Origin of the sequence: Gordonia sp. CPCC 205515, from assembly GCF_048537925.1 — a bacterium.
In the GTDB taxonomy this organism is placed as follows: Bacteria; Actinomycetota; Actinomycetes; order Mycobacteriales; family Mycobacteriaceae; genus Gordonia.
Genome location: NZ_JBCLVJ010000016.1, coordinates 158,110 through 171,310 on the forward strand (window position 1 = coordinate 158,110; position 13,201 = coordinate 171,310).

The 13,201-nt window shown below is 65.7% G+C and carries 13 protein-coding genes; 4 read left to right on the forward strand and 9 right to left on the reverse strand.

What is annotated here, in order from left to right; all coding sequences use genetic code 11:
- Window position 1: 1 nt before the first annotated feature.
- Window positions 2-913, reverse strand: a complete 912-nt coding sequence (gene hsaC, locus AAFP30_RS22945) for an iron-dependent extradiol dioxygenase HsaC (RefSeq protein WP_419232337.1) — start codon at window positions 911-913, stop codon at window positions 2-4.
- A 97-nt stretch (window positions 914-1,010) separates the two neighbouring features.
- Window positions 1,011-2,195: a 3-hydroxy-9,10-secoandrosta-1,3,5(10)-triene-9,17-dione monooxygenase oxygenase subunit gene (gene hsaA, locus AAFP30_RS22950; protein ID WP_419232338.1), complete on the reverse strand. Its 1,185-nt coding sequence runs from the start codon at window positions 2,193-2,195 to the stop codon at window positions 1,011-1,013.
- Window positions 2,196-2,437: 242 nt separating this feature from the next.
- Between hsaA and AAFP30_RS22955 the strand changes: the two genes are divergently transcribed.
- From AAFP30_RS22955 to AAFP30_RS22965, 3 genes are all read left to right on the forward strand, one after another.
- Window positions 2,438-3,652 carry a Rieske 2Fe-2S domain-containing protein gene (locus tag AAFP30_RS22955; protein WP_419232339.1) on the forward strand — a complete coding sequence of 405 codons (1,215 nt, stop codon included), beginning with the start codon at window positions 2,438-2,440 and terminating at the stop codon, window positions 3,650-3,652.
- A 5-nt stretch (window positions 3,653-3,657) separates the two neighbouring features.
- Complete coding sequence (locus tag AAFP30_RS22960) at window positions 3,658-4,104, forward strand: hypothetical protein (protein ID WP_419232340.1); 447 nt, start codon at window positions 3,658-3,660, stop codon at window positions 4,102-4,104.
- A gap of 93 nt (window positions 4,105-4,197) precedes the next feature.
- Window positions 4,198-4,719: a C40 family peptidase gene (locus AAFP30_RS22965; RefSeq protein WP_419232341.1), complete on the forward strand. Its 522-nt coding sequence runs from the start codon at window positions 4,198-4,200 to the stop codon at window positions 4,717-4,719.
- Window positions 4,720-4,780: 61 nt separating this feature from the next.
- Here AAFP30_RS22965 and AAFP30_RS22970 read toward each other — a convergent pair whose 3' ends face one another.
- Complete coding sequence (locus AAFP30_RS22970) at window positions 4,781-5,299, reverse strand: hypothetical protein (protein WP_419232342.1); 519 nt, start codon at window positions 5,297-5,299, stop codon at window positions 4,781-4,783.
- On the reverse strand, window positions 5,296-5,904 hold the full coding sequence (locus AAFP30_RS22975) for a TIGR03086 family metal-binding protein (RefSeq protein ID WP_419232343.1): 609 nt from the start codon (window positions 5,902-5,904) through the stop codon (window positions 5,296-5,298). Before AAFP30_RS22975 ends, AAFP30_RS22970 begins: the two co-directional genes overlap by 4 nt.
- Before the next feature lie 144 nt (window positions 5,905-6,048).
- Here AAFP30_RS22975 and AAFP30_RS22980 point away from each other — a divergent pair, with 144 nt between their 5' ends.
- A complete protein-coding gene (locus AAFP30_RS22980) occupies window positions 6,049-6,843 on the forward strand; it encodes a VOC family protein (RefSeq protein ID WP_419232344.1) in 795 nt (264 codons plus the stop codon).
- Window positions 6,844-6,890: 47 nt separating this feature from the next.
- On the opposite strand, the gene AAFP30_RS22985 is transcribed toward AAFP30_RS22980, so the two are convergent.
- From AAFP30_RS22985 to AAFP30_RS23005, 5 genes are all read right to left on the reverse strand, one after another.
- Window positions 6,891-8,576, reverse strand: a complete 1,686-nt coding sequence (locus tag AAFP30_RS22985; protein ID WP_419232345.1) for a class I adenylate-forming enzyme family protein — start codon at window positions 8,574-8,576, stop codon at window positions 6,891-6,893.
- 38 nt (window positions 8,577-8,614) lie between these two features.
- On the reverse strand, window positions 8,615-9,829 hold the full coding sequence (locus AAFP30_RS22990; protein ID WP_419232346.1) for an FAS1-like dehydratase domain-containing protein: 1,215 nt from the start codon (window positions 9,827-9,829) through the stop codon (window positions 8,615-8,617).
- A gap of 13 nt (window positions 9,830-9,842) precedes the next feature.
- Window positions 9,843-10,832, reverse strand: a complete 990-nt coding sequence (locus tag AAFP30_RS22995) for an MDR family oxidoreductase (protein ID WP_419232347.1) — start codon at window positions 10,830-10,832, stop codon at window positions 9,843-9,845.
- 87 nt (window positions 10,833-10,919) lie between these two features.
- Window positions 10,920-11,693, reverse strand: a complete 774-nt coding sequence (locus tag AAFP30_RS23000; RefSeq protein ID WP_419232348.1) for an SDR family NAD(P)-dependent oxidoreductase — start codon at window positions 11,691-11,693, stop codon at window positions 10,920-10,922.
- Complete coding sequence (locus AAFP30_RS23005) at window positions 11,677-13,179, reverse strand: class I adenylate-forming enzyme family protein (protein ID WP_419232349.1); 1,503 nt, start codon at window positions 13,177-13,179, stop codon at window positions 11,677-11,679. The genes AAFP30_RS23000 and AAFP30_RS23005 overlap by 17 nt, the downstream gene beginning before the upstream one ends.
- Window positions 13,180-13,201 lie beyond the last annotated feature (22 nt).

A 13,201-nucleotide genomic window follows, 5' to 3' on the forward strand; every position in this document is an offset into this window, starting at 1 on the left:
GTCAGTTCTGGAAGCCGATGGTGAAGTCATGTCCCCACAGACTGACCGCGGTACTCTCTCGGGCGATCCAGCCATCGTCATCGACTTGTCGCCCTTCACAACCGAATTCGACGTCGAAGCCGCCGGGTGTCTTCATGTAGAAGGACAGCATCAGGTCGTTGACGTGGCGCCCGAGCGACGCCGACATCTTGACCTTCTTGCGCAGCGCCCGGTCGAGGCACAGGCCGACGTCGTCGGAGTTCTCCACCTCGAGCATGAGGTGCACGATGCCGGTGCTGTTCGGGATCGGCAGGAATGCCAACGAATGATGCCGCGGATTGCAGCCGAGGAACCGCAACCATGCCGGGTCCTCGCCTTCCTCGCGGCCGACCACCTGCGGCGGCAGTCGCATCGAGTCCCGCAACTTGAAGCCGAGGACGTCGCGATAGAACGCGAGCGCCGCCTGGTCGTCGTCGCAGGTGAGCACGACGTGACCGAGCCCTTGTTCCTCGGTGACGAACCGGTGCCCATACGGGCTCACCACCCGGCGGTGTTCGAGGGCAACGCCGTGGAAAGCCTCGATGGTATTGCCGGCCGGGTCGGTGAACACGATCATCTCGACCACCCGCCGGTCGGCGAGTTCCTCGTCCTTGCCTTCGCGGAAGATCACCCCCGCCGCCGACAATCGGTCCCGAACATCTTGCAGCGCTGCCGCATTCGAGCACTCCCAACCCGATGCGGCGAGCCGGTCGTGCTCGGACGGCACGATGACCAGACGCGCCGGAAAGTCATCCATCCGCAGGTACAGCGCACCGTCGGTCAGACCCTGACCCTCGATCATGCCGAGCACCTTGAGCCCGTACTCGCGCCACGCATCGATGTCGGTGGCCTCGATCCGCATATAGCCCAACGACCGGATCGGACAGTCACTCATCTCATTCTCCTGGAGTCAGTCATCATTGCGCTCCCGACGAAGTCCCCGCTCCCTGAGCAGCCCGCGACGAAGGAGCGTGCGTGTCGAAGGGTAACCATCACACCATCGTGTCACCGATCGGAATCCCGAACTCGCCGTTGCCGAATGCGACGTAGGCGCGTTCCGGATCGTTGGCGGCATGCACGCGGCCGGCGTGCGCGTCGCGCCAGAATCGTTGAATCGGCGTGCCGTTCTCCAGCGCATGCGCACCGGAATTCTCGAACAGCAGGTCGATGGCGTCGATGGCCCGGCCGGTGGCGCGGACCTGGTCGCGACGGGCAGCCAGGCGCAGTTCCATCGGAACCTCTTGTCCGGCAAGGATCAGGTCATACTCGGCCTGCAGGTTGCCGGACAGCTGACGCCATGCGGCGTCGATGTCGCTGGCGGCCTCGGCGATACGCACCTTGGCGAACGGATCGTCCTTGGCCTTCTCACCGGCGTAGGCGGCACGCACCCGCTTGCCCTGATGCTCGACGTGCGCGCGGTAGGCACCGTAGGCCATTCCCACGATCGGCGACGAGATGGTGCTCGGATGAATTGTGCCCCAAGGCATCTTGTAGACCGGTGCGGTATTCTGCGCGAGCCCCGGGCTCTGCCCCATGCTCATGGTGCGCATCGACAGCATGCGGTGCCGCGGCACGAACACATCCTTGACCTCGATGGTGTTGGACCCGGTACCGCGCAGTCCGACCACGTTCCACACGTCCTTGATGGTGTAGTCCTCGCGCGGGATCAGGAAGCTCACGAAGTCGACCGGCTTGCCGTCCTTGATCACCGGACCACCCACGAACACCCAGTCGGCGATTTCGCAGCCCGACGACCACGCCCACGACCCGTTGACCTTGTAACCGCCGTCGACGACCTCGCCCATGCCCATCGGCGCGTACGACGACGAGATGCGTACCGAGGTGTCGGAACCCCAGACGTCCTCCTGCGCCTGCTGGTCGAACAGCGCGAGGTGCCAGTTGTGGATGCCGATGATGCCCGACACCCATCCGGTGGATCCGCACGCGGTGGCGATGCGTCGGACCGCCTCGTAAAAGGTCACCGGGTCGACCTGGTAGCCGCCCCACTGCTCCGGCTGCATCAGCTTGAAGAAGCCGGCACCTTCCAGGCTGGATACCGTCTCGTCCGGAATGCGCCGCAGATCCTCGGTCTGCTGCGCGCGCTGCTCGATCTCCGGAAGGAGTGCGTTGATCTTTTCCAGAACCTGCTCCGCCGCTTCGCTGCGTATATCTGGCATGTCGCCCGCTCCTACTCGTCTTTGTCGACCATGCTGACGGCCGATGCGATCCTCATCTGTTTTGAGACTAGAACACGTTCTCATTTATGTCGAGTACAGGGACTTTGGCCCTATTTCCAGCCGCAATCCCACTCATCGATACCGCTCGGCTCCCCATTTTTGTAACATGTTCTAGTATTGATCTGAGGGATTTCGGACTGAGCAAACAAGTCCGGCGATGACACGACACGACAGGAGTGCGGATGTCCACCACATCCCAGCCCGCGGGCGCAGCCACCCGTGGCGACGACGACGTCGACGTGCGGGAGATCGACACCGGCGCGGTGCCCACCCGTTTCGCCCGCGGATGGCACTGCCTCGGGCTCATCGATGAGTTCACCGACGGTAAACCGCATTCGGTAGAGATTTTCGGCACGAAGCTGGTGGTGTGGGCGACCGGCGAGGGTACCGACGCGCAGATCAACGTGCTCGACGCATTCTGCCGCCACATGGGTGCCGACCTTTCGCAGGGATCGATCAAGGACGGCAACGTCGCGTGCCCGTTCCATGGGTGGCGCTGGAAGGGCAACGGCCGCTGCGCCGATGTCCCGTACGCCAAGCGCAATCCCAAGCTGGCGAAGACGCGCGCGTGGCCGACCATGACGCGCAACGGTCAGGTCTTCGTCTACAACGACCCCGAGGGCAACCCGCCGCCGGAGGACTGCATCATCCCCGAGCTCGACGAGGTCGGCTCCGACGAGTGGACGCCGTGGACCTGGACGCGCCTGGTGATCGAGGGCTCCAACTGCCGCGAGATCATCGACAACGTCGTCGACATGGCGCACTTCTACTACGTGCACTTCGCCCTGCCTGACCACTTCAAGAACGTCTTCGAGGGTGAGATCGCCGCGCAGTACATGAATTCCCATGGGCGCCCGGATGTCACGCTGGGCACCAACTACGGCGACAGCCGTCTCGAATCGATCGCCGCGTACTACGGGCCGTCCTACATGCTCAATCCGATGGTTCAGTACTACGGCGACTACGCCGTCGAGACGATCCTGACCAACTGCCACTACCCGATCGACGAGAACTCGTTCGTGCTGATGTACGGCGTCATGGCGAAGGTGCCCGAGGGGCTGACCGCCGAGCAGGCCGCCCGGATGGCGAAGAAGATCACGGCCGGCGTCGAGGTGGGGTTCCTGCAGGACGTCGAGATCTGGAAACACAAGACCCGCATCGACAATCCGCTCCTCGTCGAAGAAGACGGCCCGGTGTACCAACTTCGTCGCTGGTATGAGCAGTTCTATGTGGACTCCGCCGATGTCACCGAGGAGATGAACCAACGGTTCGAGTACGAGATCGACACCGCCAAGGCCCTCGAGAGCTGGGGTGTGGAGATTCAGGAGAATCTCCGCAACCAGGAAGAGGAAAAGGCAGCAGCCGAGGCCGAGTCCTCGGACAAGGCCGAGGTCTGATCCTCGTGACCCGGGCCGCCGAGCACGCCGAGTCCGCGGGGGGCGCCGACGCTCGACGCCCCCGCCGCGGTCCGGGCTGGGCAAAGGCGCCCGATTTCCGCGACGATCCCGACCGTGCCGCCGCGGTGCATGCCAGGACTGCCCGCGACCGCGAGCACTACCTGCGCGGTGGGATGGGCGAGATCGAGTGCCGCACGTGCCACGCGTGCGTGCTGGTGAAGAAGACCAGTCCGTTCCACACGAGCGTGCAGTGGAACGAGGCGGCTCGGGCGCAGTGCAGTGGCTTGGAGTTCGAACAATTACGCGCCGGCGGCGTGGACGGTAGCGGGCCGCTGCTGCCGGGTGCGATGATGCCGACGTGTCCCCGGTTGTCGGCGAGTATCGACCACGGCGTCGCCGAAGGAATCATCCCGTCAGAGTCGCCGGAGACCGATCCGGACGGTTACTGGTGAACACCTCAACCACTGTGGCCACTTGAGCCTCATTGCTACCAATATCGCTGTGAACTGGAGACATTCCCCGTCTCATCAGTCACTCTGATGCTCATGGGGAGTTTCCGACACCGCGCGGCCGGTCTGCTGTGTGCCGCAGCCATCGCCATCACCGCGCCGCTGGCCCCCTCGGCATTCGCCGACACCGGTTCGGCGGGATCGTCCGACAATGGCTCGACCGGGTCGTCGGGATCGGTCGAGATCTTCTTGCCCATCTCGACGGTCGCCGGGATGCAGGCGCTCTCGGCAGCATCCACCCAGGCCGGCAAGCCCTACAAGTGGGGCGGCGTCGGCCCGAACTCCTGGGATTGCTCAGGCCTGGTGCAGTGGGCCTTCGGCACCGCCGGCATCCGCCTCCCTCGCGTGAGCCAGCAGCAGGCGAAGGTCGGGCATGCGATCCCCTTCGGCGCCTTGGCCCCCGGCGACATCATCATCTTCTGGAAGGACGCCAGCCACGTCGGCATCTACGCCGGCTTCGGTCAGGTCTTCAACGCCTACGGCCCCAACGGCATCCCCATCGGTCTGACCCCGCTCGACCGCATGCCACCGATCAAGACGATTCGTCGGATCGGCTAGTCGCTGGCGCCTCGCCCTCGCCGGCTGAGGAGTGACGAACGAGCGCAGCGAGCCCGACGCGTCACGAAGCCCCCGGTGACAAGCTATGCCGCCCCACCGCCACAGCCCCACCCATCATCCCGATGAGCACCACTGCGACCACGAGACTGCCGACCACCCCGTACCCCGGAGTCATCGTCGGCAGGTCGTCGCCGAGCGCTTCGGTGACCCGACTGTCGAACAGGTGACCCGCGACGTCGCCCAGCACGATGGCCGTCCAGATCACCGTGCCCAGCGCGGCAACCGCGACGACCACCCACTGCAGAATCGTTGGCCGCCACCAGCCGATCGCAGCGGCGACGACGATGACCGCTCCCAGCGCAAGCGTCACCAGCGCGGGCCGTTCGGTGTGCTCCTCCAGGAAGGCCACGTCCTCGGGCCGCGCCCCGGGCACCGACACCCGACCGAGACCGGTGACCGCCGGTCGAACGCCCTCGTCGGTCGTGCCCCACGGCACCAGGGCGAACGCCACCAACAACAGTCCACCGACGAGCGTGGCCGGCCAGAGCACTCGCGCAAACCGCGCGGACAGGTCGGTCATTCCTCCAGACTGCCATGCGGCCAGAACGGATCGCGGCCGGTGAGGCCGGCCAACCGATCGACGAGCCGGGCATCGGCCGGCACCTCGACGACCGGGCCGAACATTCCGTCGCGTTCGTCCTGCGGTTGCGGTGGGTAGTGGAAGTCGTAGACGACCTGCAGGACGTCGTCGGACAGAGTCAGGTCGGCCCCGACGGATCGCGCGACGTCCCAGCCGTGCAGCACGAGTTCGGACAGCGCCACCGTCCCCAACACCTGTCCGGGTGCGTCGATACCGCCGACCTGGGTCATCCCCTCCCACGCGGCCGGATCTCGCCAGCTCGTGGCCAGATCACGTAGATGCCCGGGGAGTGTCTCACGCCAGTCGTCGCCCAGCTCCGAGGCCGCGGGATCGGGCGGCGACGAGGTCAACGGCCCCTTTTCTTTTCGCCCGGCCGCCGCGAAGGCGCGGCTGAGCATGTCGATGTGCCCGAGCATGGTGCCCAGATCCAGGTCCGGACACGGAGTGGGTCTGCCGAGCAGGTCGTCGGTGATCGCCGTCGCCAGCGCGGCCATCTCGTCGGCCGCGGCCGCGATTGCGTCGGCATGGGTGGTGGTGGTCTCCATGGCTTCTCCTTCGACGATGCCTGTGCCCATACCGACTCCACCCACGTCGCGAACTCATCGGTTTCCACCACCCGACCGATGATTATCCGCAAGGCTGAGAGTCAATCGTGGTGACCACCCGAACACCCCGTGAGAGGAACAACCGTGACTGAGTACTCCGCGCCGGTCGGCGCGCCGATCTGGTTCGACCTGACGAGCAGTAACCCCGACAAGGCCGCCGAGTTCTACGGTGCGCTGTTCGGCTGGGAGGCCGAGGATCCCAACCCGGACTTCGGCGGCTACCGGAACTTCCTGAAGAACGGGCACCGGGTCGCCGGTCTCAGCCCGGCGATGGATCCGAACGGCCCGTCAGACGTGTGGTCGGTTTACCTGCACACCGACGACGCGGATGCGACCGTGAAGTCCGTCGAGGCGGCCGGCGGCAGCATCATGGTGCCGCCGATGGACGTCGGCGACATGGGCACGATGATGGTCGCCGTCGACGCCGCGGGCGCGGTCATCGGATGGTGGAAGCCCAACACCCACGTGGGGTTCGTCGAGTGGGGTGAGCATGGCACCCCGTACTGGTTCGAGTGCCAGAGCAAGGATTACGCCAAGTCGCTGGACTTCTATCGCCAGGTGCTCGGCGCGCGGATCGATGAGGTCGGCACCGGCGGCGATCCCGACGCCATCGGACCTGACGCCTACGGCCAGATCTTCGTCGGCGAGACCTCGTACTCGGGAATCATGGACTCGGTCAAGCTCTTTCCGCCGGAGGTGCCGTCCTTCTGGCAGGTCTACATCTGCGTCGACGACGTCGCCGCGACGGTGAAGCAGGCCGAGGAACTCGGCGGCAAGATTCTCATGGGCGGCGAGGAAACCCCGTTCGGCACACTGGCCGCGCTCACCGATCCGTTCGGTGCCGTATTCTCACTCGGACATCCGCCGGCCGGGATGTGAGCGGCGGGGCGTCGGGCGGCCACCGACGCGGCATCCGTCCGACGCCCTCACAGTCGCTGCGCCGCCAACTCCCGCAGCTCACTCGAGCGAATCTTCGCGCTGCCGGTGAGCGTGATGTCCTCGTCGGCGAAGAACAGGACGTGCCGAGGTACCTTGTACGCCGCCAACTGTTCTCGTAGGTGGTCCCGTATCCGGTCGGCGTCGAGGTCGGCGCCCGCGTGGGGCACGATGCAGGCGACCACCACTTCACCCAGGGTGTCGTGGGGCACGCCGACGGTGCGGGCGACCTTGACTCCCGGGTGACCGATGAGCACCTCGTCGACCTCGAGCGGCGAGACGTTGGCACCGCCGGTCTTGATGATGTCGGTCAGCCGTCCCTCCCAGAAGAGCCGGCCGGCAGCGTCGAGGTGGCCGCCGTCGCCGGTGTGGAAGAAGCCTTCGCTGTCGAGGGTGTCCATCAGCGGGATGCCGAGGTAGCCGAGCATGAGTGTTGGTCCCTTGACACAGATTTCACCGCGTTCGCCAAGCGGCACGGTGGTGCCGTCGAGGGCGTCGACGATTTTCACGGTGTTGCCCGGTAGTGGCTCGCCGCTGCTGCCACCGATTACCTCGTCGGCGGTGTTGGCGGGGAAACAAGTTGTGATGGTGAATGTTTCGGTGTTTCCGTAGGCGTGTCCGGGCTCGGTGTAGTCGGTGGACACGGTCGCGTGGCGGGCGATCGGCGTGTAACGGTCGACGAAGCGCATACTGCTCAGATCGACGGTCGCCCAATTCGGTGCCGCCTCGAGCTGTGTCCATTGATGCGGCCAGGCGACCGGGAAGTTCACCTTCTCGGTGTCCATGAGTTCGAGCGCTTCGACCGGATCGAAGATCGACTGCAGCACCAGCGATCCCCCGCTTGCCAGGGTCGAGCCCAGCGCCATCCCGAAGTTGCCGGACCAGAAGAAACCGTTCGCCGACCAGCAGCGCACGCCGTCCGCCGGGGATAACCCGTACATCCGCCGGAACCGCCACATCTGGATCGCTACACCGCGGTGCACACTCAGAATGCCCTTGGGCTTACTGGTTGTCCCGGAGGAGAAGAACAGCACCGCAGTGTCACTGGGAGATGTTGTCGCCCCGATTGTTTCGACGACCTCCCGATCGACCGTCGAGCCCCGGGCGCAGAAGGTGTCCCACTCCTCGATGCCGTCCGCGCGCTCTCCGATGGTCACCAGGTGCCGGAGAAACGGGTAGCTCACCGACTGCAGCGGCGCCGTGCCCCGGGAGGCGATCAGTGGTTCCAGCTCCGTGAGGCTCGCCGCGAAATCATTGCCCGCCACCGACCGTTCGAACAGCAGCACCGACACCCCGGACACCCGCAGCAGGTGATCGAGCTCGGTGGGGGTGGAGAAAGTGCTGAGCGTAACGGCGACACCCCCGGCCAGCGAGGTGCCGAACACCGCCGACAACCACTCGGCCCGGTTGGTCATGAGAACCCCGACGCGCGAGTCCTTTCCGACACCGAGCTCGCGCAGAGCCCGGGCCACCTCGATCGACCGCTCCCACAGGTCGGTGTAACTCCATCGGACGGTGCCGGTCGGGGTCCGCATCACCAGCGCTTCTCGGTCGCCGTAGGCCTGGGTCACCTCGCGGAGGAAACCGGATAGCGTCAGGGCGCCGAGTCCGGGTTCGTCATCGAGGGCCGGTCCCGTGGCGACCGACGGCATGTCCGTCGGGGTCAGAGTGGTCATCGTTGCCTCACTGGTGAATTCCGTTGTGAATGAGTAAGTCAGATCGGAAGCTCGACCTCTGCGGTACAGGACACCAACATGTCGCCATCCTGGTTGGTGAGTTTCAGCTTGATCTGCACCAGGGGCACACCCCAGTCGGATTCGGTGATCTTGTCGACGACCTCGGCGTCGAAGTAGGTCACGTCACCCTCGAATGCCGGACTCCGGAAGTCGGCCTTGGTGTGTCGCACCAGGCCGTCGTGGCCCGCCCAGTTCGCGAGGAAGTCGGTGCACCAGGCGCCCATCGTCGCACCGTAGCCGTACGCCCGTGCCATTCCGACCTCGCCGGCCTTTTCGGCGTCGATGTGGCCGCGCGACGGTCCGACGTAGAGTCCGTCCCGCTTGCGCGGATCGATCTTGGCATCTTCTTCGTCGAACCCGAAACCCTCTGTCCAGCCAGGATCCTGATAGACCCACGGGTCATCGATACCGGGAGGCGCAACCCACTCGAAGGTGCCCCAGATGTTGAACAGGAAGGCGCGGTATTCGGTGGTGAACGACGCGATACTGTGTGGTCCGATGACCCGCCGCTGCAAGGTGTCGCCGATCTTGACCTCGTCGAAATGCGGGGAGACGCCAAGACGGTTGGACAGCAACCACTCCCGCCGCAGACTCTCGATCTCGGTGAGTTCCTCGGCCGTCCACCGCTTGATCACCCCCACCTGATCGTCGTACATGCCGCGTTTGGTGGCTTCCTCCGATAGATATCGGATGGCGGTCGACCGTTCCCGCGCCACGAGCGCGCCGTGCTGGTTGGTGTGGGTGGTGTCGCCGCGGGAGAACATGGTCGGGCCGGCGAACTTGGTTTCGGCGATCTTGTAATCGTGAAACCGGCGTTCCTGGAACAGTTTGTCACCCGGCCGGACCGGTGTGCCGTAGAACCACCACTCCTCGCCACCGAAGATCAGGTGACTGCCCGGGATGCGACCCACGCAGGCCGGGGCCGCACCATGTCCGTAATCCAATGCGACGGCAATGGATTGCGGCGCGATGAGGCCGCCGTAGCGGGAGTCGCGAGCGAACTCCTCGTTCCAGTGGATCGGGTTGGGGTTGTCCATCGCCATCACCCAGCGACGGATGTCGGAGGTACTGCATGGGTCCCACAGTTGGCCTCCGCCAACGGGTTTGCCGACGCGGTGGTCGACATCGGACAAGTCCATCTCGACGGGCTTCGGCGCGGTGCGGGTCTTGCGGGTGCTGGTCCTGGTGGCCATTAGTTGTCCCCCTTTATCGATTGACGTCGACGACGATGCGCCCACGCACCGTGCCGTCCATGAGTGTGTCGGCGGCGGCAATGGCTTCGGCCAGCGAGACCTCGGATGCGACGACGTCAAGTACTGCCGGGTCGAGATCACGCGCGAGTCGCTCCCAAGCCCTGATGCGGCTCTCCTTGGGCGCCATCACGCTATCCACGCCGGCCAATGAGACTCCGCGCAGGATGAACGGTGCGACCGTCGCCGGAAAGTCCATCCCCTGCGCGAGGCCGCACGCCGCGACCGTGCCGCCATAGCGCGTCTGTGCGCAGACATTGGCGAGGATATGACTGCCGGCGGTGTCGATCGCCCCGGCCCAGCGCTCCTTCTGCAGCGGTTTGCCCTTGTCGCCCAGTTCGGTTCGGTCGATGATTGTGGTGGCGCCGAGTTGCGTGAGGTAGTCGGCTTCGGCGGACTTGCCGGTCGCCGCGGCGACCGTGAATCCGGCCTTGGTCAGCAACAGGATGGCGACGCTGCCGACGCCGCCGGTGGCGCCCGTCACCAGGATCTCCCCCTGCTCGGGGGTGACCCCGCGGTCGAGTAGGGCGTCGACGCACAGGCTGGCTGTGTACCCGGCGGTACCGATGGCCATGGCCTGCGCGGAGGTGAAGGCCTCGGGCAGGCCGATCAGCCAGTCCCCGTTGAGCCGTGCTCGCTGTGCCAGTCCACCCCAATGGTTTTCGCCGACACCCCACCCGTTCAGGATCACCCGGTCTCCCGCGGACCAGTCCGAATGCGAACTGTCCGCGACGGTACCGGCGAGATCGATACCGGGGACCATCGGGAACGACCGCACCACCGGGGACTTACCGGTGATGGCCAGCGCATCCTTGAAGTTGAGTGTCGAGTGATCGACCTCGATGGTGACGTCACCGTCAGGGAGATCTGCGACGTCGAGCGTCTGCACGCCGACCGATTGGCCCGCGTCACCCTTCTCGATGACCACTGCTGCGAACTTCTGCAAAGCACATTCCTTTCCGCTCCCCGACCTTGTGTTGGACCTGAGCCTACTCAATCCTTGTAAGGATTGAAATACTTGAAGCCAAGATGGTCAGCGCGCGGTCCAACCGCCGTCGACGACGATGGTCTGTCCGGTCACGTATGCGCCCGCGTCGCCGGCAAGCCACAGCACCGCCCCCACGATGTCGTCGGCAGACCCCTCTCGCGGCAACGGGGTATTGCGCTGCAGATAGGCGAGGGAGCGTTCGCCGGCATAGAGCGGAGCGGTGATCTCACTGCGAAAGAAACCGGGCGCCACCGTGTTCACCCGGATCGAGTGCCGCGCCCACTGCACCGCGAGTTCGGCGGTGAGACCGGACAGTCCGGCCTTGCTCGCCGCGTAGGACGCTTGCGGGATGCCGGGGATGCCCACCCGTCCACTGATCGACGACACGTTGATGATCGATCCCCCACCGAGCTCACACATGTGCGGAAAGACGCTCTGCGCCAGCAGGAATGGCGCGGTGAGATTGAGTCCCAGAGTGTTTCGGATCGCATCCAGCGGCTCGTCTTCGGCCCGTTCCTCGGTGAACATGCTGCCCGCGGCGTTCACCAGGATCTGCGGCGGTCCCAACTGCTCGACCATCTGCGGCACGATCTCGCCGACGCGCTCCGCATCAGTGAGATCGCAGGCGATCGGCACCCCGCCGATACGCTCGGCGAGGTCGGCCAGTCGATCATGGCGACGCGCCACCACCGCCACCCGGGCGCCGGCACCGCTCAGCGCTTCGGCCACGGCCACCCCCAGGCCCGACGAGGCCCCGGTCACCAGGGCCACCCGGCCGGTGAGATCGAATCGTGCAGCCGGGTCAACGACGCCGGACATGGACCACCTCCTCGGCACCACCGGCGACGACGTCGGCGAGGTTGGCGCGCAGCACCTTCCCCATCGCGTTCACCGGCAACGTATCGATCCGCGACCAGACCTCCGGCACCTTGTAGCCCGCCAGTTCGCGTCGGCAAAGGTCGGCAAGGTGATCGAAATCGACTGCTTCACCACCACTTTCGATGACCGCGGCCACCCGCTGGCCGAGTCGGTCATCGGGCAGCGGATAGACGGCCACGCGCCCGACACGCGGATCGGTGGCGATGACCCGCTCCACCTCGAGCGGATACACGTTGGCGCCGCCCCGAATGATGACCAACTTCTTGCGGTCGACAACCGTCAGCCACCCGCCGGCATCAACCGTGCCGACATCGCCGGTGGCGATGAGGTCGTCGACGGTGGGATGGAGTCCGCGGTCCCAGTACCCGAGCATCGGCCGCCAGGCATCGGCGAACTCGCCGTCGGCGCGTCCAGCCAGCTTGAGCTCACCGAGTTCACCGGCCGGCAGCCGGACATCGTTGTCGTCGTAGGCCGCGACGTCGAGGTGCGGCAACACCACTCCACTGGCTCGCGGGCGCCATTCACGGCCCGGCGGGTCGATGGAGACCACTGTCGGCGCCTCGGTGAGACCGTAGGTGGCGCGTGGGATCAGCCCATGGGCGGCGGAGAATTCCTGTCGCAGCGCATCCGAGGTATCGCTGCCGCCGCTCCAGACCTCCTCCAGGGCACCGAGATCGATGTCGGGTCGTCGCGCAAGGTCATACAGCTGCGCCGGAGCGCCGTTCCACACGGTCACTCGTCGGCTCGTGATCCACTCGACCACCCCGTCGAGATCTCGGCGATCCATGATCACCGCACATCCACCGGCCTGCGCGGTGAGCAACGTCGAGAGCACCATCAGGTTGAGGATCGTGAGCGGAAAACTATCGCCCTTACGTAGGTCCGATCCCCACCCACGGCTTTCACCCAGGACCGCTCCGGGCAGCAGCAGGTTACGATGGCTGTGCACCACCGCCTTCGGGCGACCTGACGTGCCGCTGGTGAAGGCGATTCCGGCCGGCGCATCGGGATCGATCGCGATATCCGGGGCGGCATCGGCTTCGGCGATCAGTTGTTTCCAGTGATCCGAAAAAATGCCGCCCGCGATGCGGCACCGGTCACCGGCGAGCACCACGGCGGGCTCGCACAGTTCGGACAGATCGGCTTGCTCGGCCGCGGAGAGCGCCTCGCCGATACCGGCCCAGATCGCGCCGATCCGCGCAGCGCCGTGGAACGCCGCGACGATGTCAAGGTCATTGGGAAGGCAGGCGGCGACTCGATCACCCGGCCGCACACCAAGCGCCCACAGCGCGCCTGCGGCCCGATGAGCCTGCTCGTCGAGCTCGCGGTATGACCAGATGCCCGAAACCGCCTCGACAGCAGGTGAATTCGGCGCCTGCGACACAGCATGATCGAGTACGTGACCGATCGTGGACGATGTCCTCACCCCCTATTCATACCACTATCCT

What these genes read in the sequence shown, in the direction of transcription:
- hsaC (WP_419232337.1), bottom strand. Translation starts at nt 913, where the DNA reads ATGAGTGACTGTCCGATCCGGTCGTTGGGCTATATGCGGATCGAGGCC.
- AAFP30_RS22955 (WP_419232339.1), top strand. Translation starts at nt 2,438, where the DNA reads ATGTCCACCACATCCCAGCCCGCGGGCGCAGCCACCCGTGGCGACGAC.
- AAFP30_RS22970 (WP_419232342.1), bottom strand. Translation starts at nt 5,299, where the DNA reads ATGACCGACCTGTCCGCGCGGTTTGCGCGAGTGCTCTGGCCGGCCACG.
- AAFP30_RS22975 (WP_419232343.1), bottom strand. Translation starts at nt 5,904, where the DNA reads ATGGAGACCACCACCACCCATGCCGACGCAATCGCGGCCGCGGCCGAC.
- hsaA (WP_419232338.1), bottom strand. Translation starts at nt 2,195, where the DNA reads ATGCCAGATATACGCAGCGAAGCGGCGGAGCAGGTTCTGGAAAAGATC.
- AAFP30_RS22985 (WP_419232345.1), bottom strand. Translation starts at nt 8,576, where the DNA reads ATGACCACTCTGACCCCGACGGACATGCCGTCGGTCGCCACGGGACCG.
- AAFP30_RS22965 (WP_419232341.1), top strand. Translation starts at nt 4,198, where the DNA reads ATGGGGAGTTTCCGACACCGCGCGGCCGGTCTGCTGTGTGCCGCAGCC.
- AAFP30_RS22990 (WP_419232346.1), bottom strand. Translation starts at nt 9,829, where the DNA reads ATGGCCACCAGGACCAGCACCCGCAAGACCCGCACCGCGCCGAAGCCC.
- AAFP30_RS23000 (WP_419232348.1), bottom strand. Translation starts at nt 11,693, where the DNA reads ATGTCCGGCGTCGTTGACCCGGCTGCACGATTCGATCTCACCGGCCGG.